The sequence below is a fragment of the Rivularia sp. UHCC 0363 genome (assembly GCF_034931125.1).
Classification (GTDB): Bacteria; Cyanobacteriota; Cyanobacteriia; order Cyanobacteriales; family Nostocaceae; genus Rivularia.
The window spans coordinates 24,042-46,295 of the sequence record NZ_JAYGHM010000044.1 but is presented as its reverse complement, the minus strand read 5'-3'; the positions used below and the strand labels follow the sequence as shown (position 1 = coordinate 46,295).

The 22,254-nt window shown below is 39.9% G+C and carries 8 protein-coding genes and 1 pseudogene; 6 read left to right on the top strand and 3 right to left on the bottom strand.

Annotation, left to right across the window (positions count from 1 at the left end; translation table 11 throughout):
* Positions 1-227: 227 nt before the first annotated feature.
* The 3 genes from VB797_RS22540 (at position 228) to VB797_RS22530 (ending at position 4,709) form a co-directional block, all read left to right on the top strand.
* On the top strand, positions 228-899 hold the full coding sequence (locus VB797_RS22540) for a DUF4255 domain-containing protein (protein WP_323239979.1): 672 nt from the start codon (positions 228-230) through the stop codon (positions 897-899).
* Between the two features lie 176 nt (positions 900-1,075).
* Complete coding sequence (locus VB797_RS22535; RefSeq protein ID WP_323239978.1) at positions 1,076-3,076, top strand: ATP-binding protein; 2,001 nt, start codon at positions 1,076-1,078, stop codon at positions 3,074-3,076.
* A gap of 394 nt (positions 3,077-3,470) precedes the next feature.
* Positions 3,471-4,709, top strand: coding sequence for a hypothetical protein (locus VB797_RS22530; RefSeq protein ID WP_323239977.1), 1,239 nt, complete (start codon positions 3,471-3,473; stop codon positions 4,707-4,709).
* A gap of 166 nt (positions 4,710-4,875) precedes the next feature.
* On the opposite strand, the gene VB797_RS22525 is transcribed toward VB797_RS22530, so the two are convergent.
* Entirely contained in the window at positions 4,876-6,666 is a 1,791-nt protein-coding gene (locus tag VB797_RS22525) for an iron uptake porin (protein ID WP_323239976.1), read from the bottom strand.
* Positions 6,667-6,864: 198 nt separating this feature from the next.
* Positions 6,865-11,181 (bottom strand): S8 family serine peptidase, encoded by a 4,317-nt coding sequence (locus VB797_RS22520; RefSeq protein WP_323239975.1) that lies wholly within the window; start codon positions 11,179-11,181, stop codon positions 6,865-6,867.
* Positions 11,182-12,010: 829 nt separating this feature from the next.
* Here VB797_RS22520 and VB797_RS22515 point away from each other — a divergent pair.
* From VB797_RS22515 to VB797_RS22505, 3 genes are all read left to right on the top strand, one after another.
* Positions 12,011-18,073, top strand: coding sequence for an eCIS core domain-containing protein (locus VB797_RS22515; RefSeq protein ID WP_323239974.1), 6,063 nt, complete (start codon positions 12,011-12,013; stop codon positions 18,071-18,073).
* A 191-nt stretch (positions 18,074-18,264) separates the two neighbouring features.
* A complete protein-coding gene (locus tag VB797_RS22510) occupies positions 18,265-20,334 on the top strand; it encodes a hypothetical protein (RefSeq protein WP_323239973.1) in 2,070 nt (689 codons plus the stop codon).
* A 139-nt stretch (positions 20,335-20,473) separates the two neighbouring features.
* On the top strand, positions 20,474-21,601 hold the full coding sequence (locus VB797_RS22505) for a YbjN domain-containing protein (protein ID WP_323239972.1): 1,128 nt from the start codon (positions 20,474-20,476) through the stop codon (positions 21,599-21,601).
* Positions 21,602-21,719: 118 nt separating this feature from the next.
* Here the strand turns inward: VB797_RS22505 and VB797_RS22500 are convergent.
* Positions 21,720-22,254: pseudogene (locus VB797_RS22500) on the bottom strand (hypothetical protein); the annotation flags it as partial.

Here is a 22,254-nt window from a genome sequence, read left to right as displayed (position 1 = left end):
TTTGTCACATAATAAGTACTAAGGAACCATAATAATGAACTTGAGAGTATATCAATACTTATTCATACTATTTCTATATGTTAGTAACTTAATATGTTTACAGATATTTTACAATATACTTTAGTATAAAATTTTGAAACATAAAATTGCCAATTAAAAATAGATGAAAAACAATACGTATGTATTAACAATAAGGAGTATTTATTATAAAGCCATGAGGAAGCAGGATGAGTAATGCGCTTTCTATTGCTGCTGTTACGGCAGTGATTAAAAATTTATTGGAAAATGGTTTTGTTAATGATGCAATTGTAGGTAGCATCGGAGATGTGCTGGTGAGTGCCCTTCCACCAGATAAAATTGAAGTTGGAAAAGACGAACGGGCACAAATCAACCTTTTTCTGTATCAAGTCACCCAAAACCGCAATGTTGATTGGATTTCTCGGGAATTTCGCGATCGCCATTCGCGCATTGGGGATAAAGATAAAGATAAAGATTTAGATAAAGCTAAAAACCAGCAGCAATTTAACAATCCACCCCTAGCCCTTGACTTGCATTACCTATTAACAGCTTATGGACCAAAAGATTTTCAATCGGAAATTTTACTTGGATACGCAATGCAATTGTTACATATATCACCTGTAGTCAAAACTGAAGTAATTGAAGCTGCGTTGAGAAATGCATCCGCAACGGCTACATCCAGCGTATTTTCACAGGCTTTAAGAGGGATATCTGTATCTGATTTAGCACAAGGAATTGGACAGATAAAAATTAGCTCGGAATTTTTGAACATGGAAGATAGTTCTAAAATTTGGTCTGCTTTACAAACACATTATCGACCTTCAGTTACTTATTATGCATCAATGGTATTAATTGATAGCCCTGCTTCAATTAAAGGTTGAAGGTTAAAGGTTTCAATCTGGGAACCAGAATAGATAGTAGAAGGTAATTTTAAAAACATGATCCCGCTGTTTTTACGGTTAATTGAAATAGCTTCTACTTTTGGGGAATATGTTTCCAACTGGCTATGGGAATATGATATTAGAAGCGGAACATAATTCCCCCACCGCACGAACAGATGAATGCTACAACCACTAATCGCAATTGGTATGACGCAAATGGGTCTTACCTTTCGGCATCCTTAGCTTTGGTACGCTATGCCATAGAAATACACATTGCAAGATCGGATGATGAATTTGTTGTCAAAGAGGAAGAAAAAGAAACTCTAAACCAAGCTTTAGAATCAGCTGCCATTGCAATGCCACAACCATCGGCATTAGATAAAGTATGCAGAATTTTTGGTCTGTCAAACTTTGAATCTAATATACTTTTAATGTGTGCCAGCATGGAATTTAGTAGCGATTTTAGTGGTTTGTGTGCCGCAGCGCAAGGTGATGCACAGCAGGCTTACCCAACTTTTAGTTTAGCTTTAGCAGCATTTCCTGATGCTCATTGGGATGCGATCACACCTCATGCACCTTTACGTAGTTGGGGTTTGATTGAAATCGGAGAGGGGAAGGCTCTAACTCTTTGTCCTTTAAGAATCAACGAACGGATCTTACACTATCTTGTCGGAACCGAATATATTGACGAACAACTCAATGGTATTATTGAGCCGCTTTCCGAAGTTGGATATTTAGTTTCATCGCACCGGGAACTATCCGAACAAGTAGCACTTGTGTGGACTCAAGCACGTAATTCCGGAATGTTAACAGCGGTTCAATTATGCGGACCCCAACCCACAACAAAATGGGCAATTGCAGCAGATGTGTGTAAAAAGCTAGGTCTGAATTTGAATATAATGTCCGCTCAGCTAGTACCTGCAATACCTAGCGAGATGGAAAATTTAATTAGACTGTGGGAACGCGAAGCGATATTAGGTCAAAATGCTTTGCTAATAGAATATAACAATTTAGATACAAGTGATAAACTTCGCGGGTCTGCTATTGAACGTTTCATCGAGCGAGTAAATAGTTATTTATTTATCAGTAGCAGAGAAAGGATGTATTTAAAGCAACGTCCAATGGTTAGCTTTGATATTGATAAACCCACTGTGGAAGAGCAAACTGAACTTTGGGAAGGTAATTTGTCCGATCTAGCACCTCAATTAAACGGACAAGTCAACAGGTTAGTTGCTCAGTTTAATCTCAGCCCATCGACTATTCGCGCTGCTTATACAGAGGCTATAGGTAAATATAGTCAGACAAAAGGAAAAGATTTGGGCAGGATATTGTGGGATGCGTGTCGAATCCAAGCCCGTCCGCGATTGGATGCGCTAGCCCAACGCATTACTCCCAACGTAGACTGGCATGATTTGGTATTACCAAGCGCACAAAAACAAATGCTGCATGAAATTGCCGCACACGTGCGTCAACGCGCCACCGTGTATCAATCCTGGGGATTTGCCAAGAAGAATGCTCGCGGACTTGGAATTAGTGCTTTATTTGCGGGTTCGAGCGGAACGGGTAAAACATTAGCAGCAGAAGTGTTAGCTTCAGAGTTGCATCTTGATGTCTACCGCATTGATTTGTCGTCGGTTGTCAGTAAATATATTGGAGAGACTGAAAAAAATCTGCGACAAGTATTTGATGCAGCAGAAGAAGGGGGAGTAATTTTACTATTTGACGAAGCAGATGCTTTGTTTGGTAAACGTAGTGATGTTAAAGACAGTCACGATCGCCATGCCAATATTGAGGTTAGCTACCTGTTACAACGTATGGAATGCTACCCAGGCTTAGCAATTTTAACGACCAACCTTAAGAGTTCCCTGGATAATGCTTTTCTACGACGGATTCGTTTTGTAGTTCAGTTTCCCTTCCCAGATACTGCTCAACGAGGAGAGATTTGGCAAAGTGTTTTTCCACCCAATACACCTACAGAAGGTTTAAATGTGAAAAAGTTGGCACAGCTAAGTGTTTCTGGTGGTAATATCCGCAATATAGCTTTAAATGCCGCATTTATGGCTGCCGAGGATTCAGAAGCAGTGCAGATGAAACATGTGCTACATGCTGCACGTACAGAATACACCAAGCTAGAAAAATCATTAACTGATTCAGAAATTGACGGTTGGATAAGCTGATAATTTGTAATGGGGATAGGGCATAGGGAATAGGGTTGGGGGGAATAAGGAACGATTATATAACTGAGTAGTAATTAGACATCTGCGGGAAAACATTTTCTTTATAAAGATCCGCTTAATTCAGCCCACGCAGGTGGGCTTTGTTTCATTAACCCCACTCATAAGCGGGTGAGGGCGATTCAGCGCAACCTCATACAGAGTCGGGAGCATCCTAAACTAATATCGTCTTTTTCTTCAGTTCCCTATTCCCCATTTCCTATTCCCTATTCCCTATTCCCTCTTTCACGGCTATAGCCATAATTTGTAATTAATAAATTCGACTAAAGTCCAAGAGACATAAGATAGTTATAGATGAGAAAATATTGTAATTTATTATTATTGAGTTTCAAGAGCGATGAAAAAAAAGCAGCGAGTACCTCAGAAAGTTAAGCCACTTGCTTCTAAATCAGAATCAGAGCAAAACATTTCGCTTTTGAGTAGTTCTTCTAAAAAAGCTCAAAGTAACGCCCGTAAATCCGGTGTTTCTGATAATAAAAATCAAGAATTAAAAAAGTATCAAATGGAGGCTACGAAATTAAAGATTCAGCAGAAGCATGGTAGCCTCAATTCACAAGGAGAGAAGCAACTTGCTTTACTACAAGCGAAAATTAATGCGTTGCAAGGTAAAGCGAATGGTGATTCTAAATCTGAAGAAAAAGCTTTTACCGATCAAAACACTGAAGTTGAATCAAAAAAATCAGTTAATTCAGATGAAAATCTTCAAAGAAAAAAATTAGAAGATAAGGATAAAACTGCTATTGAGAAAAAAGAAGAAGGAGAACAAAAAGTAGTTTCACCAGAAGAAAAAGCCGCAGAAATAAAAAAACAAAAATTCTTAGAAAAATATCCGGTTGCTGAAAAACTAATTTCTGGAATAGACCAAAAATCCAAAGGTCAAGAAGTACTAAAAAAGCTATTAGAAAATTTTAAAAATATCGGCTTTAAGTACAATACGAAGAATAAAAGCAACACAACGAATGATAACAGCTATGAGAAACTTTTACAGGGTAATTTAGAAGGGGATTGTCGGACATTAGCAAGTGCTTTTAAAGCAGTAGCAGAAGGATATTTTGGCATTAAAGGGATAAAAGTTGATGATAATGAAACTAGCATCAAAAAACCATTTTTAACGGAAGCGGATGAAACAATAGATTCTACAGTTAAATCAAATTGCGATAACGGTAAAAAGTGGTTTTTTCAAAATCATTACTGGGCTGTTTGGAACGGTCAAGTTTTTGATGTTTTATTTTTCAGGGAACGAAAACCTGAAGCTGATATGGTAAAGCAAGATCAACCGCTTAAATCATCTCTGATGCCAGAAGACAATTATTATGAAACCGAAAAAGGAAAAGTTGTCTATCCAAATCAAGGTAAATATTTTACTGCTGAACTACAGACATTTGAAAAACTAACAAAATTTATCGAAAAAATAAGTAAAACATCATCTCACGAACTTGATAATATTGTTGGTCAAATCAAGTTATTATACGCTAAAGGTGGAGATAGAAATAGCGATTTAGAAGCGTTGATGCAAGATTTTGAAAAACAGCGAGTTAATAAAGCTTCACTTAAGAAAAATAATTCTACATTGTGAACTCAAAGATTTTAGGACTTACGCAGCAATCACAGGAAATATAGTGTTCCAGACATTCCCGATCCCCCCAACCCCCCTCAAAAAGGGGGGCTTGCGTAAGTCCTGAATTTAACTGTCTTTTCTAAAAAATCCCCGATAAATCGGGGTAACTTCTTATGATTGAAATTTAAAAAGAAAATACCGTCCGCAAAGTCCCGGTGAAAATAGTATCTGACTGGGTATTTCCGGGGTCGGTTATAAGCTGTACGATGGGTGAGACTGATATATTATCATTTACTTTTAATCTGTAGAATGCTTCAAAATTGGTTTGAGTGCTATCAAATGAGCCAATAAGGCTATCATTGCTCTGAAAAATTAAAGGTTGTCCTACAGAAATTCCAAATAAATCGCTTTGTGCAAACAATTCTCTGAGTACAATACCTGTTGACCAGGAACTGGGTTTAATATCACCAGGGAAGTTAAATGCGTAACCAAAACGACCAAAGATTCCTAATTTTTTACCAAGAGCAACCTCTAGGTTGGCACCGATAACATCATACTCTTCGCTACTTTGGGTTCCCCCACTATATTGAAAACGAATTGCAGAAGTTTTAGAAGGTGAAAATTCTAGTTCAACTACACCAAGATTTGGATCTTCAAATATACCTTGGTTGTTTTCGTTATCGACGATAGTTGAATTCACAATGTCTTCTTGTTGCGATCGATAAGCTGCTCTCAGGGTGAATGGGCTTTTACCAGGATTCCAACTTACTGCTGCTCCAGCACCTGGTAAATCATTAGCTAGTAATAGTTGATTGTTAACTAAACCGTAAGTTGAGAAGTTTGTTGCATCATTATTAGCGTAGCTGTTTCTATCTACGTAGTCGGAAATATAGCCTTGAGGAAATACTGATACTCTTAGGTCATCAGATACTGGAAAGCTATAGCTGAGTCGGTTTAATTCTAATCCAGAACCCCTACTAATTGCATAGTCTAAAGTACTGTTGGTTTGTAAAAAGGAACTGATCTCTCTGCTAGTATTTACTGCATCAACTAAGCTTTGACGTATATTTTCACGAATTTGCAAAGCTTCTTCTTCTGTAGCACCTGCTTGTAAGTTCTGGGAAGCGATATTTGCTGCTAAAGTATCTCTAATTTCATCTACGCTTTCTATTTGAGACAATCCCAAACCCAAATCGTCTAAATCGACTTCCAAATCGTCGAGAGGAAAAGCAAGTAGTTCCAAATTTTCTCGCGTTAAGTTCTCCCCAAATTCAATTAAGCCATCTCTAAAACTACCTTCTTCTCTTTGTAAAAATCCTGCTGCGTCGTTATTACCGTTTCCGGTTCCTGCTTGGAGTTGAGTTAGCAAGTAATCCTTACCTGTAAAACTGGTTTCTAAATTCAAGCGGGTGCGACTAAAGAAGGTAGTATTAGGATTATTTGCATCAGATTGAGTCCCTCCATTTAAAGAAAGAATTGCTTGTCCAGTAAGTTTGGTGGTAGTAGAAAATTGATTGCTTTCTAATTCGGCTGCTCTCGCTTCTAAATTATCTACCCGGTTTCGCAGTACAGTTAATTCTGGCAAAAATTCTGTTTCTAAACGTCTTAAAGTGTTTAAATCTTCATCCGATAATTTACCTCTAAGTTCATCTTTTATTGACTGATTAATTTTCTCTAAAGCTTGATTCATACCCGCAGCAAATTCATAGCGGGACATCTTTTCAGTTCCCCTAAAGGTTCCATCTGGGTAGCCAATTAGTACACCATACTTTTCTATCAGGCTTTTAAATGCTTTGAAAGCCCAATGATTTCGGTCTATATCTGAGAAATCATCTACTGAATTAATTTGAGATTCATTTAGTTCATTAGGATTATTAAACTCAATTTCTGGACTTTGTGCATTAACTAAACTGCTCGGAGTAATTAAAGCAAAAACAATTAAACTGCGGGTTAAGTAAGATTTTACGTGATTCATTTTTATTTGATTCCTAAATACAAGAAGAGGATTTAAAATTCAAGGTGTTGCGTTGATTGGGGAGCATCCCAAATTTGGATTTTTTTGTAGGGTGTGTGACGCTACGATTGAATTTGAAGGTAATAATAAGACTTGTAGCGTCACGCACCAATTGGGTATTGTGACAATATCCTAAGTTCTGAATATATTTTTCAAAAATTAGAACTCGAAATTATTTGAGTTATTTAATGCTGCGGCCGAAACGTTATCAAGGAAAATAGACGGTACGGGTCGAAATACGTCACTAGCCGAACCATCTGCGTCCATTTGAATTACTGCAAGATTATCATTGGCTTGGAGAAAACTTAACGTACCGTCTGCAATCGGGTTGGAGCCAGTATAATTCATGCTTTGAAGTAATTCTGTCAAAACAATTCTGTCTTCACCAATTGTAAAGTCGGTAATTAAGTCGCCAGTATCGGCAATATTGGTGTAAACAAATGCATCATTGCCGCTACCCCCGGTGAGTATATCGCTACCTGCTACACCGTTGATTTGCCCCATACCGTCAGCAGATGGCGATTCATTTCCTAAGCCTCCAAAAAGGGAATCATCTCCATCTCCACCAAAAAGAATATCGTTGCCAATTAAACCACTTAAAATATCATTTCCTGCTTCTCCATTCAGAGTATTGTTGCCAGTATGACCAGTAACGATATTGTTGAATTCGTTACCCGTACCGTTGAGTGCAGCAGTACCTTCAAGTAAATTCAAATGTTCTAAGTTTGCACCCAATGTATAATCGAAAGCTACATCGATAATATCTATACCTTCGTCGGGATTTTCGACAACTATGTCATTGACATTTTCAACATTGTATGTATCGTTGCCAATACCACCGGACATGGAATCATCACCAGCACCACCATCAAGTACATCATCACCTCCAGCACCTTGGAGTGTATCGTTGCCTTCCAAGCCGCTGATTACGTTGTTATTGTCATTACCGATAATAATGTTGTCTAGACTATTACCTGTACCATCAATCGCATCGTTACCAATTAAACGTAGATTTCTCTCGTTTTCTTTCAGGGTATAGCTGACAGCAGATTCAATAAAATCATCAGGTGTAGGTGCAGGTGGAGGTGTAGGAGGGACATCAGCTTGATTAAAAGCGCTACTTGTAATTAAGGAAAAATCCTGACCTTGTGGGGTGTTACCTTGCTGTACGTTGAAACCTGTTACCCTAGCTTTCCATACACCTTGCTGTACATCCTGTGGGTCTACTAGTACCTGTTCTACGTTGTTCAGACGGTCTTTACCTTTTCTTGCTACCCAAGCTCCGTCCCCAGTTAAAGCATTGGCTGGGATATTGTCAATACCATTTTGTGATTCATCTGTATTGGGTCTAATAGGTACATTAACCTTTCCTGATTCATCAACAGTATGACCAAGCTGCCAAGGTAAGAAGACTCTACCATCAGGAGCAATTAATTCTAAATCCAAATCATTAATTAGCAAAGGCTCAGTTACTTTTTGTTGAATTGCTCCTTCAACATCATCCCAAGCTAATGTCACCTTGAGTGGATTGCCAGCATTATTTCCATCCACTAAAATATCGTATTCTTTTACTTCGCTGTTATTAACTGTATCTTTCTCCTTAATCTGGTTGGGAGTAGGTACGTTATTTTCCTGACGAGCATTCAGCATCAGGTCAACAGCAGCTTTTGCATTTACCATACCCCAACCTGTAGCGAAGTCGGGACCAGGTGTTGCAGTGACTCTTCCATCTCCCTGTATTTCTTGTAATGCTGCTCCTCGGACATCAGGATTAACAATATCGTCTGCTGTGTGGATTAATAATCCTCGAAGTGTGGATGGAAGGGGTGGTTGCTCGTCAATTGTGGTTCCCTGGGGAGTGCTGTAGGTCTTTTGCCAACCTTCTAACAGTAATGCATGAATTCCCGCTACAGCAGGTGCAGCCATTGAGGTTCCGGAAAGTTCTGTGTAACCCAAAATGCTACTTCCGTTATCTTCATTAACGGAAATATCACCACCATCTATACTGATATTTGTCGCCGTCATCTGAGGGAGATTTCTGTTGGCTAAATTACTAATAAATTCAACTGTGAAATTTCCATTTGGGAAAGTATTTACTTCTTGATTGCTATTAGTAACTTCTATATTTCCAGGGTTGATATTAGGAAGCGCCTCCAATGCTTCTTTTATATTTGCTATATTTGCAGCAGCATTGAAATTAATCGGTGCTGTAGTTGCTTCCGTTGTGCCGTCAGAAAAGGTCAGCGTAAAAGTTCCTGTTGTAGGAGGATTTACACCTTCAGGAAAGTTAAATGTTACAAATTGTTGTTCGTTTTTGTTTATTGCGGCGGTAGAAGTAATATTCGTTCCAGGTGCAACAACATCAGGTTTAAGCCGACCATCGTGAGTTGGTCCGAGACTACTGCTTGTACTTAATTTGTCATTACTAATGTTCCCATCTCCATCGGAAGCATCCCAATCTCCAACGAAGACAGCATTTTTCTGTTGATTGAGAAGAGAGAAATACCCCTGAAGTTTCCCACCGTTTGAAGGAAATGCACCACTATTTCCAGCTGCGAAAATTTGAGGTCTGCGAGACGGTATTCCACCACTTTCATTGCTCCCTCGAGCTATTGCATCATAAATTTTCTCTTGATTGTATTCTCCTACTCGTCCAAGAATATGGGAATGATTGGAAAGGTCTAAAGAATTGGTCTCAATAGCTGAGAATACTTCAAGTAATTTCTTGATTGCTATTTGATCTTCTTGACTGTTAATGTCTCCAGAGGCAATTAACTTCGCATCAGGAGCCATTCCACGAAATTGAAAAGGTGTACCTCCATTCGGACTTCCATTACTATCGTTTTTATCACTTTGCAAACCAGTTCCTGTAATAGTACCTGCAACGTGAGTTCCATGTCTGTTGCTGTCGGGGACAGGGGTACCTACAAGTTTATCCTTGAAATCTGGATGAGAAGCATCAATTCCAGTATCGTGGACAACAACAGTAATACCCTCACCTGTTAAGCCATTGTAATTGGGAGAACCGTTCTGGGATAAAATCAAATTTCCATTATCATCAACTTGAGCAGCTTGAACATCATCTACCTTAACAACTGGACGGGTATTGCCGTTAAGCGGTAAAGTTGGTGTAAAAGCTGGATTTATCCATTCAACCTGGTCTTTCCCTGCAAGATTAAGAAGATTTTCTCTTTGCTGTCCTGGTTGAATATTAACTGACCAAATATTGCCGAAAATCGGAGAGAAAGAAGTAGCTTGGGCTTGTCCTAAAATGGAATTAATTTGTTCTACGGGAGTATTTTCTGCAAATACCACTGAAAGACTCAAACTACCGTCATCATTGAGGACATAGTTATCATTAATTTCTGGAATAAAGTATTCCTGATAATTCCCCACCAAGATATCAGGGGCAATTTTCTGTTCGGCTTCTAAAGGAGTTACGGACTCAATTAAGCCATTAAATCTAGGGTCTTGGGGATTAAAATCTTTTCTGACAAATCCGTAAGCGTTGTTATTGCTCAGAATGCTTTTACGGACTATTCCAGCTTCTTGAAGCTGTTGCAGTTCTGAAGCTGAAGGTGTCCGGGTGAATGAAATAACCCCATGTAAACCTTCTTGGGATTCTTCAAGTTGATTGAGTTCTTCCAAAAATCTGCTCTGCAAAGTTTGACTTGGAAGAATATCCCCACTTTGTAAACTAATCCGATCCTGCTCAAATTGTTGAATTTGCTCGTCAGATGCTGTAGGTAGGCTAATTTCAATATTTCCTTGAAATCCTACATTGTCTCCACTGTCAACTTCTACCCGCCAACTCACACCTCTAGCAATATCTTCTGCTGTTACTTCATAAGTTAGAGTTGGGGGTGGAGAACCACTGACGCTAGGGGGAACTACTTCTGGACTAAGTGGACCATCTAAAGTAACTGTTAATTCTTGTGAACTCCCACTATCAGGAACAACATTGATTTCAACTGTTCCTGGGGTTAGTACGTTAAAAATCTCATAGGGTACTGTATTAGGACTATCAATGTTGTAGGGTGATGTAATATCCGGTGTGTCTGGTGTGTCCGGTGTATCCGGTGTGTCTGGTGTGTCCGGTGTATCCGGTGTGTCTGGTGTGTCTGGTGTATCCGGTGTGTCTGGTGTGTCTGGTGTGTCTGGCGTATCCGGTGTGTCTGGTGTGTCCGGTGTGTCCGGTGTATCCGGTGTGTCCGGTGTGTCTGGTGTATCCGGTGTATCCGGTGTATCCGGTGTATCCGGCGTATCCGGTGTATCTGGCGTATCTGGCGTGTCTGGCGTGTCCGGTGTATCCGGCGTGTCCGGTGTATCCGGCGTGTCTGGCGTGTCTGGCGTATCCGGCGTGTCCGGTGTATCCGGCGTGTCTGGTGTATCCGGCGTGTCTGGTGGTTGCGGCTCCACAGGTTCCACAATCTCTACAGTTTCTTCCGTCTCTACAATCTCTAAAGTTTCGTCCATTTTTTTACTCCATGTTAAACACTACAGCGATGCTATTTTAGAAGATGTTTGTAAAGTCTAATTTAGTACCTTGACAGGCGTTGATTTACTTGTTCCCAGTCTCTGAGTGAGAATATATTACATGAGGCTCTGCCTGGCTATTTTGGAGGCAGAGCTTGGAACAACTGTATTCCTTGCCAGAGTCAAGAGAGAAGTAATAATGGTCAAAGTTTTTGTATAAATTTTTATCTTCAAAAAAGATATAGAGTCAACAGCCTAGCCACACAACCTATAAGAGAAGATGTGCCATTTGCAGCCATTTCGATACCTTTTCCCTTCCGGGATGGGATAAAAATCTCTTATTGCCAAATACTTTTAAAACATCTTCTTAAGTAGATTCGCACAAATAAATAATAGTGCGTAATTCCTAAAAGATATGGTCGGAATATGTCAAAACAACCAAATACCTAAATAACATTCATTGTAGTTTTTTTTACCTACTTAATTAAAGTTTTGAGCCAATCAATAATTAAACACAATATTATGTATGACTGAATTACACAATGCAACTTAAGCAAGTTAAGGTGCAACTTAAGGAATATGGATATTTTAAAAGCAAATCATCAATTTAAGTAGACGTGAGTTTGAAGAGCAATAAAGCTTAGAAGGCATAGAGAAAGCAAATTCTTTCAAATTCAATTTTCTATAGCTTAGTCACACAACCCGTAAGAAAAATTATACTTTTATTTAGACTTTTGGCTAATTGTTTTGCGAACACAGTTTAACTATTATAGAGTTTCGTATTCTAAAAAAATCATTTAACCTACTGCTTGGGCATGAGGAGAGAAACATGAGAAAACAGGTAGCTCCGAACAAGCAAACTACCACTTCAATATTTACTAAAAGACAACCTGCGCGAGGTTTTGGTCTGGAATCTTCTCATGTGATGCCTAAAGCTGCCCCCGAGCAGCAAGCAGTTAAAAATAAAAAATCTTCGGGTTTCGATATTAATCGCATCTCAATGCGTCCCCAAGCAAAACTTACTGTTAACAAGCCCGGAGATGCTTACGAGCAGGAAGCTGATAATGTAGCACAGCAAGTTGTGCAGAAAATGAATGAGTCGGAAGATAAGCAGCAAGCTCAAGAGCTTAAGCAAGGTTCACAACAAGAAGAAAAGATACAAACTAAATCTCTCGCTGACTCCATCACTCGGGTAGTTCAACGTCAGGAAGAACCAAAGCAAGCTCAAGAAGAGGAAGAAGAGAAAGTCCAAGCTAAATCCGATTCAACTGTTCAACGTCAAGAAAAGCCAAAACAAGAAGAAGAAGAAAAAGAAGAAAAAGTCCAAGCTAAATCAATTAATTCAGCAGTTCAACGTCAAGAAAAACCCAAGCAAGAAGAAGAGGAAGAAGAACAAGTTCAGGCTAAATCAATCAATTCAACTGTTCAGCGTCAAGAAAAGCCGAAGCAAGAAGAAGAGGAAGAAGAACAAGTTCAGGCTAAATCAATCAATTCAACTGTTCAGCGTCAGGAGAAACCTAAGCAAGAAGAAGAGGAAGAAGAAAAAGTACAGGCTAAATCAATTAATTCAGCAGTTCAGCGTCAGGAGAAACCAAAACAAGAAGAAGAAGAAGAGGAAGAAGAACAAGTTCAAGCTAAATCCGATTCAACTGTTCAGCGTCAAGAAAAGCCGAAGCAAGAAGAAGAGGAAGAAGAACAAGTTCAAGCGAAATCCCTGATACAGCGAAAGTCTGAAGGGGATGGAGTGGCTGCCGGTGCTGACGTAGAAAGTTCTATAGGAGAAGCACGGGGAGGCGGACAGCCGATGGCGGATAATGTTCGTCAACCTATGGAAGAAGCGATTGGGGCTGATTTTAGTGGCGTAAAAATTCATACAGATTCTCGCTCTGATAATCTCAATAAGTCGGTTCAAGCTAAAGCTTTCACTACAGGACAAGATGTTTTCTTCCGTCAAGGGGAATACTCTCCTGAAAGTGATGGAGGAAAGGAATTACTGGCTCATGAATTGACTCATGTTGTCCAACAAAGTGGTGGTGGTGGTGTTCAGCAAAAATCAGCTTCTAGTGAGGCTGGAGAAATAAGCAATTTGCAGACTAAAGCTTCGCCAAGCTCTTCTTCTAAGAAAAAGGAGAAGGAAAAAGATCAAAATATTGGTCAAGATAAAAATAAAGATAAAGATAATTCTCCACAACAAGCCGAGCAAGACAAGCAGGGAGAATCCGAACAAAAAGCAGAAGCGAAAACTGAAACAAAAGGTAAAGAAGAACAATCAAAGGGTGCGTCGGAGCAAAACTCCGTTGCAGGGAAGACGAATGGAGATGAAAATGGTGCAGGAAATACACCGAATACACAAGGGGGTGGAGCAGGAAATACTTCTCCTGTAGAAGGTGGAGCTGGTAGTGGCGCTACTGGCGGCGAACAAGCTGGTGCTATTGGTGGTGGGGCTGGGGGCGAACAAGCTGCTGCCGGGGCTGGTGGTGGGGCTGGGGGCGAACAAGCTGCTGCCGGGGCTGGTGGTGGTGCTGCTGGCGGCGAACAAGCTGCTGCTGGGGCTGGCGGTGGTGCTGCTGGCGGCGAACAAGCTGCTGGTGGTGGTGTTGCTGGGGGCGAACAAGCTGCTGCCGGGGCTGCTGGGGGCGAACAAGCTGCTGCTGGGGCTGGCGGTGGTGCTGCTGGCGGCGAACAAGCTGCTGCTGGTGGTGGCGCTGCTGATACGGCTCCGACTTCGGCAGAACAAGATCCAGCATTCGGGGAAGTAACCCAGGCTGCACAAGAAGTCGCCGAGCAGCAACAAGAACATCAACCAGGAAAAGAAAAAGCTGATGAAGCTCAAGCAGCAGCCGAACCTCCGAGTAATGAAGTTGAGAGTAAGGCTGAAGCCGAGCAAGTAAAGAAGATGGAGCAGGCTGACACTCCAGAATTTGATGCTGGTGCTTTAAAAGAACAACTCAAGCAGCGCATTGCTGACATTGCTCCCAAAAATATGGAGGAGACTGAGCAATTTAAAGATAGTAATAAAGTTGATGAGATTAAAGGTGAAGTAACCAATAAAGTCGATGAGGAGAAGAAAGCTTCCCAAAGTGATCTAAAAGAGAAAAAAGACGAAACCCCCGACACTAGCGGTATCGAGCCGAAAAAAGTAGAAGCTATCCCAGAAACCGATAAAAATAAAAAAGCCAAAGATACCGAAGCCAAAAAAGCTGCACCCAAGCCCAAAGGAAACAGCGAAGTAGAAGCTCCCATCCAAGAAGAAAGTAAAAGTCTTGACAAGAAGTTAGCCGATAATAAAGTTACCGAAGACCAGTTAAAGAAATCCAACGAACCAGAATTCCAAAAAGCACTCGACTCCAAGCAAGAAGCCCAAACCCACGCCCAAGAAGCTCCTAGCAATTATCGTCAGTCCGAGCAAGACATAATTTCTAGCGCTCAAGAGACTGCTGTGGCTACAGCCAACGAAAAAACCCAAGAAATGCAAGATGCTCGCGCTAAGGAGTTTTCTGCTGTAGAAAAACAACAGGAAGGAACCAAGGGTAAAGATGAAAAAGCGCGCTCTAAAGTCGCCACTGACATTAATAAAATTTACGAAAAAACCAAAACCCAGGTTGATAAAACCCTCGAAGAATTAGATTCCAAAGTTCAGAAGGAATTTGATGCTGGTGCTGAGAAGGCGAAAAAAGCCTTTGAAGAGCATGTTGACAAGAAGATGAAGGAATATAAGGACGATCGCTACGGTGGCGCGTTTGGCTGGCTGAATTGGATCGGCGATAAATTGTTCGGTATGCCCGATGAGGTAAACGCCTTTTATGAAGAAGGTCGAGACATTTTCATCGAGAAGATGGATGGTGTCATCGATAAAGTTGTCAAAATAATGAGCAAAGGGCTGAGCAAAGCCAAGAAGCAAATCAAAGACGGTAAGCAAAAAGTCCAGAATTATGTCGAACAACTCCCCGAGGACTTAAAAGAAGTAGGTAACGAAGCAGCACAAGATATAGAACAAAAGTTTGGGGAATTAGAGCAAAATGTCAACAGTAAGAAAGATGAGCTAATTGATACTTTAGCGAGTAAATATCAGGAAAATCTGGAAGCTGTTGATGCTCGCATCGAAGAAATGAAGGAGGCAAACAAAGGGCTGATTCAAAAGGCGATAGAATTCATTGGAGATGTAATTAATACCATTGTCGAAATGACCAAGCTATTCATGCAAATTTTGGCAAGAATAGCAGAGGTAATTGGAGACATTCTCGCAGACCCAGTTGGTTTCTTCAAAAACTTCATACAGGGAATCAAGCAGGGGTTTGAAAACTTTATCAACAATATCGGCGAGCATCTCCAACAAGGATTAATTGGCTGGCTGACAGGCACAATGGGAGCAGCAGGTATTGAGATGCCAGAAAGCTTAGATGATAAAGGTATCTTTAGCTTAGCGGCACAGGTGTTGGGCTTTACTCCCGAAGCAATTGAAGAACGAGCCGCCGAAAGATTGGGAGGAAATGAATCATCCGAGCAAGAAACCGATAGCAAGTCTAGCGCTAAAAATGGAACTAAAATTCAGAAGAAACAGCAAACCGGACAAGATTCTGGCAATGATTCTGCATCGTCTCAATCAACGGGTGATGAAAGCAGCATGGGTGCTAGTACCGCAGAAGCAGGTATAGATATATTCAAAGTCTTATCCACAGAAGGTGTTGGTGGTTTGTGGCCTTATGCTCAAGAGAAAATTGGCGATATCAAATCAATGGTGCTTGACCAGATTCAAAGTTACTTAATTGAATCTGTAGTCAAGGCTGGGGCAGAGCTAATTTTCTCGATGTTAACTCCAGCAACCGCATTTGTTAAAGCATGTAAGGCATTTTATGAAATTGTCAAATTCTTGATAGATAATGCCCAGGAAATTGCAGACTTGATCAACTCAATTCTTGATGGCATCAAAGCTATTGCTAGCGGAGCCATTGGTGAAGCTGCTAAGCTGATTGAACAATCTTTAGCAAAAGCTATACCCTTGGCAATTGACTTCTTTGCTAGACTCTTAGGCTTGGGAGGTCTTTCCGATAAAGTCCAAGAAGTGATTGAGAAAGCACGGGCACCAATTGACAAAGGAATTAACGCTGTAATTGATAAAGCTGCTGGAGGTGCCCAGAAAGCTGGTAACAAGGTTAAGGATAGCAAGCTCGGTCAAAAAGCTGGTGGTGCTGTAGAGTCAGCCAAGCAGATGGGAGATATTGCTGGCGGGGCTGAGAGTAGTAGCGGAGCCGGTAGCAATAAGGTAAGTAGTGATAAGGGAACCGGCAAAGGTACATCTGGTAGCGGTACATCTGGTAGTAGAGGAATGCCGACAGGAAACCCAGGAACTAGTGACAATAATAAAGCTGGTAGCGATACATCTAGTAGTAAAGGAGCAGCGACAGGAACCCGAGGAATTGGTGACAGTAATAAATCAAGGAGTACGGGTAAGCAGGGAAGTCAGAATAGTAAGTTTAGTAATAGTACAGAAGCGAAGAAGAGTAATCAGAAAGATAAAACTGATGAGAGGACTAGGGGTGAAAAAGGTAAGGAAAACAAGCAAAAAGACGAAGATCGGCATAAGTTATTAGCTCAACAAGCAGTATCGGAACTAGAAAAGACTGATGGAAAAGCTAAGGACTATAAGACATTAAGAAAAGAAAAAGAAGCACAAGCTCAGAAGATTGAAAAATCTTACACAAAAGAGCTGCAAATGAATGAGAATGATAGGAAGAAAAAAGTTAAACTTACAGTCAATTTTGAGAAGGATCTTGCAAAGGATGAGGAAGATAAAGACCTAGATTTTAAGGTAGTAATTGCACCGAATACCTCAGAAAAGAAAGGTAGTATTGATGTATCGCCAGCAGGTTTCGATGTAGAGATATTAAAGACCAAACTCGAAAATCGATGGAAAGACGGATCGAAAAAAGAACAGATACTAGGGGCGATAGAAGATGCTTATGGCAAAGATCGCATGGTAGAAGCGACAAAGGACAAAGAGGTTGTGGAAACCGTGCGAGATTTCGTAAATGGAAAGCAGAAAGAAGATTGGCAAAAAAATACGAAAATTGAAAAGCCTAATGATAAACACAAGAAGCTCACTGGAAAACTGAATTTAGAAAATTGGACTCTGCGACACTATACCGACAAATACGAATGGGACTCCAAGGAAAAAAAAGTTAAACCGCCTTCCCACATGGAAATATTATCTGCTTTGACACTAGCGGCAAAAGCGAAGGTCGATGGCGAGAAGGGAGCGAAGAAGGGACACACAAACGAGATTGATTGGAGTGTGCTAGGAAACGTCGGAGATACATTTTATGCTTTGTACAACGACGGCAAAATCGCTGGTCAACAGCAGACATTCCTTAATAATGCCCAATGGTACGCAGAGTGGAAGCTCACGGATATAGACGAGATCTGGGCATCGTCGGATTGGCTCTCAGCGGCCAAGCAAAAACCAGAGAAAGGTAAGCCAAAGGGCATAGCATACCAGGGTCGGCCCGAAGACGTGCTTAAGGCTATATTAGGACAGATGGGTGTTCGAGGGGAAGAAGAAAACCAGAGGAAAAAGTTTAAGGATGATTACGAAAATTTTGAGGTGAAGGTGGATGGCCCCTTGAAGTTGTCGGATAGTACAAAGAGTCAAAAATGGCAGCGAAATCCTGATGCTCCCAAAACAGAGGAAGAGAAGAATGCGGAGAAGACTAAAAAGCAGAATGAGGAGCAGAAGACCAACGAGCAGAATAAGGAGAAGAACACCAACAAGCAGAATAACAAGAACGTTCCGCCAGCAATCCCACCTAAACCAAAGGGTTTGAAGACCCCGAAACCAGCAATCCCAAACAAACCAAAGAAGTTGAAGACCTCGAAATCTGGCAGTAGCGGTTGATTTCTCTCAAGAGATACGACGCGATAACTGGTTCACTGTCTCTGACTCGTAACTGTATTCCCAGGTGGAACCTGGGAACAAGAAATATAGACTTTTAGCTAATTGTTTCACTAACCGGGGCGCGATTACCATAAACTTTTGTACTCAAAAGATATTTATCCAACCTGCTGCTTGGGGCATGAGAAGAAAAAATGGGAACAGTATTAGTTTCACGTAAACCATCCACCGCTAGTTCCTTGTCAATATTTACCAAGAGAAAACCAACACGGGGTTTTGGTTTTAATTCATCTCATGTCATGGCTAAAACTGCTAATAGACAGCAAGCAGTTAAGAATAACAAGGTTCCCAGCTACGATTTGAGTCAAATCTCAATGCGTCCCCAAGCCAAACTGACTGTTAATAAACCTGGAGATGCTTACGAGCAAGAAGCCGATAAGGTAGCGCAGCAGGTTGTACAACGTCAAAAGAAATCTCAGCAAGGTGAAGAAGAAGAAAAATTACAAACCAAATCCCTTGCGAATGGAATCACTCCTATAATTCAAAGAGCTAAGTCTTCTAAAAAGGCTAAGGCTCCTAAAGCTTCGGGCAGTAAAAACGATAGCAACAAGGTAGAATCTCCGAAACAGAAAGAAAAAGCTCCAGAAGCTGGAACTAGTGAGAAACCCGAAGCTGACAACAGCAAAGCAGAAGATAAGAAAGACGCTGCAAATAAAGAAAAAGCTTCAGAAGCTGGAACTAGTAAGAAACCCGAAGCTGACAACAGCAAAGCAGAAGATAAGAAAGACGCTCCAGAGAAGAAGAAAGATAAAAAGAAGAAAACTGAAAATGACAACAAAAATTACAAAGAGATGGTTAACAAAGCAGGTAGTTGGGACAAAGTAAAAAAGAACTACCTTAAAGATACAAAAACCATGCAAGGGTTAATTAAATTCCGTAAAGAAGAGGTTGGAAGCATTATTAATGAAGTTAGAAAATCATTAGAAACAGATGCTCAGAATTTAAAAGACATTGCACCTGGAAGTACAGATTTGACTTCTGATTACGACGTTACTTTTGATGGTGGGGAAAATAAATCCCTAGAAAGTAAAGCAGTCAAAGAATTTAATAAACTGTTTCGCGAAAGGTGGGGTAAGGAGTCAGGTACAATTTTCGACACAAACGTTTATACAACCGGACATATGCCTACTGGAAAAGACAAAGAAGAAAAAGAAAAAGATAAGGGCAGAACACAATGGCAGATGACAAAAGAAGGAGAGAAAAAATCTGACAAACTTCTTGATGAAATGGCTTTGCTTAAAATACGACGAAATATGTCGCAATCCCAGTGGGAGAAATACCAAAAAAATATGCTCAATGGTATCAAAGACAAAAATACCAAAAAAGAAACAGAAGCTCGTTTAAAGAAAGCCGAACAACTACATCAAGAAAGTCAGAAAGAGTTTAAAAATAAAATTTCAAAGTTGAGTAAAGAACATAAAAGCCTACTAAATAAACTTAAGAGTAAGCTCAAAAATAAAAAAAATCAAGACACTGAGATGGCGGCTAACAACCAACTTTATGAGTCTTACTTGACAAAAGGAGAAGAGAATTTGACTGAACTAGAAGCACTTAGAACTGAAGTTGAGAAACAACAGATACGGACTAAAGAACAGGCGAAAAAATTAGATGATCTTACTTTAAAATTGCAGGAAATGCGTAGTAAAGCTCTTGTATTTGCGAATGAAGCTTATCACACAGGGGGAGCAGTCGAACATGTGGTGCTTAACCAGCAAATGAAACAGGGAATATCTATTAATAATAATCAATATTTACAATCCATCAACGAACAAACAGGCTTTGCTGTAGAGCAAATTAATGATCATAAAAATATGGGTATGGCTCTGTGGAAAAGTTCTAAGTATGTCGATCGCCTTTGTGATGCAATTAATAATATCCATAAAAACCATAAAGAAGAGGGTTTCAAGCAGCCAGAGAAACAAAAAGAAATGTCAAATTTAGCAAAAGAACTACTAGACATTAAGAAGTCAAAAGAGGAGAAATTAGCTACAGATAAACAGAAATCTAACGCTGCTAAGAAATTAGCTAAAGATTATAAAATTAACAGTAAAGACCAATACTTAAAAGATATATTGACCATGAATACAGAAGTAAATCAGCAAATACGCGAAAAAACTGATGGTGAAAAAAAGCCAAAACAAGGAGGTAAACAATCCCCACAACAGCAGGCATCCTCAAGCAATGTTGCAAGTAAAAGTCGCTAATTTTGTTCTATTTTGCAACATTCTAGAATAACTAAATTTTATTTTATAAATAGGTATTTTATTTCTATCCCGCTGTAAAAAAAAACAGATAAAAATTAAATTAATCACATTAAATTAATCACATCAAACATAATTTATCATGATCTCAACAACAGAAAACCAACTCAAAACCGAACTAACTCTACACGATTCCTCCCAATCACCTTTAAAAATTCCCGCAATCACCTTAAATCTGACCAAAAAAGATGACGAAATCATCGAATGTCGTCTCACCTTCGCAGTATCTCCCAAACTGTACAAACAAGTTGACAAAGAAGCATTATTTAATCTCAAACCAGAAGCACGCAACTCCCCTACGAAAAAATTCCTTACCAAACCCGACATCCAAATTGAAACTACTCTCAAACCCGATTTAATTCCTCAACTGCAAAAACACGCTACCAACAATGATGAAGCTACAACTTATCTGTTGAACTTAAACCAAGAAGAACCTGAAAACCCATTACTATCTACTGAGAGTTGGTTAGCTTTATCTGTCACACAACAACAACAATCCGAGGAAATCGGCTATCGTACCTTATGGAGTTATGTTAGCCCCACAGCTATTGCTCAAGCTTCCTCTTCCAAAGAAGATATATCGAAAGCAATAGTCAACTTTTTTACCGACTGGGCCGAAATTAACTTATCTGCAAGAACTCAAAAAGCCGCTTCTGAAATGCTAGAAGGAGTCAATCGTCTTGTTAGTGAATTATCCGAACTCGATACCAGCGCGATCGCACAAGAAATAGAAACCCGTTCTCAAGCAATCCCCAAACGCGGACAAATTTATCAGGAGATGGTTACATTCTTCAAAAAAGATGACTGGTTTTTCGTCCCCATTGAAGAACAACCCGTTTTACAAATGTCTTTCCAAGGCAATAACGGTAAATGGGCTTGCTACGCTAGAGCCAGAGAAGAACAGCGGCAATTTTTATTTTATTCAGTTTTGCCCACCCAAGCTCCAGAGAATAAACTTGCTAATGTCGCTGAATTTATTGCCAGAGCTAATTATGGGATGGCAGTTGGAAACTTTGAACTAGATTTTACCGATGGAGAAATTCGCTACAAAACCAGCATTGACGTTGAGGGTAATCAACTAAACTTTGATTTAATTCGTAACTTAGTTTACACCAATGTGATGATGATGGATGAATATTTACTGGGAATTATGGCAGTTATTCAAGGTGAAATAGAAGTAGAAGAAGCTATATTGCGAATTGAGGGATAAGATTGTGTGTTCTAGCTAAATGAAAACTACCATATAAGCTATTATCAAAAAATTTTGTAGAGACATTGTAATGCAACGTCTCTAAACATTTATGGTAAAACAAAGCGGTGAACAACTGTTAAAAGTTGTAACTAACTCCTAATCGTATTCCTACATCAGTTTCATCGGAAAAGCCAATATTCAATCCAGCATTAGCGTTAAATTTATCTGATAATGGCACATCTACACCACCTGTGAGCATAAATTCAACGGAGCTATCATCACCTGTAGAAACTGCTGCTCCTCCTCCAATATAAGGAACCGCAATTGTAGAAGATTTTCTAAAAACTGAGGATGATTGAATTGGAAAATCAAATGTTATAGGTATAAGAAATACTGCATCGTCATTTATCGTAACAGCGGGACGAAAAGATAAGTTATTTGTTAAACCAATTTTGCTGAACACAGTAAAGCCATTGTCACCCAAAGCTGTATCTCCATCTTCACTCAAACCAAAATTTCCACCGACTCCAATATAGTTGCGAGCAGGTATTGTTTGGGGTTGTTCTGTTTGTGTTTGACTATCTCGATCTCTTATACGTAATGGAATTAATGGAGTTCCTGGTGCTGGAATTACAGGTGCTGGAGTAATTGGAGTTACAGGTGCTGGAGTA

What these genes read in the sequence shown, in the direction of transcription:
- VB797_RS22535 (WP_323239978.1), top strand. Translation starts at nt 1,076, where the DNA reads ATGAATGCTACAACCACTAATCGCAATTGGTATGACGCAAATGGGTCT.
- VB797_RS22515 (WP_323239974.1), top strand. Translation starts at nt 12,011, where the DNA reads ATGAGAAAACAGGTAGCTCCGAACAAGCAAACTACCACTTCAATATTT.
- VB797_RS22510 (WP_323239973.1), top strand. Translation starts at nt 18,265, where the DNA reads ATGGGAACAGTATTAGTTTCACGTAAACCATCCACCGCTAGTTCCTTG.
- VB797_RS22530 (WP_323239977.1), top strand. Translation starts at nt 3,471, where the DNA reads ATGAAAAAAAAGCAGCGAGTACCTCAGAAAGTTAAGCCACTTGCTTCT.
- VB797_RS22525 (WP_323239976.1), bottom strand. Translation starts at nt 6,666, where the DNA reads ATGAATCACGTAAAATCTTACTTAACCCGCAGTTTAATTGTTTTTGCT.
- VB797_RS22540 (WP_323239979.1), top strand. Translation starts at nt 228, where the DNA reads ATGAGTAATGCGCTTTCTATTGCTGCTGTTACGGCAGTGATTAAAAAT.
- VB797_RS22505 (WP_323239972.1), top strand. Translation starts at nt 20,474, where the DNA reads ATGATCTCAACAACAGAAAACCAACTCAAAACCGAACTAACTCTACAC.
- VB797_RS22520 (WP_323239975.1), bottom strand. Translation starts at nt 11,181, where the DNA reads ATGGACGAAACTTTAGAGATTGTAGAGACGGAAGAAACTGTAGAGATT.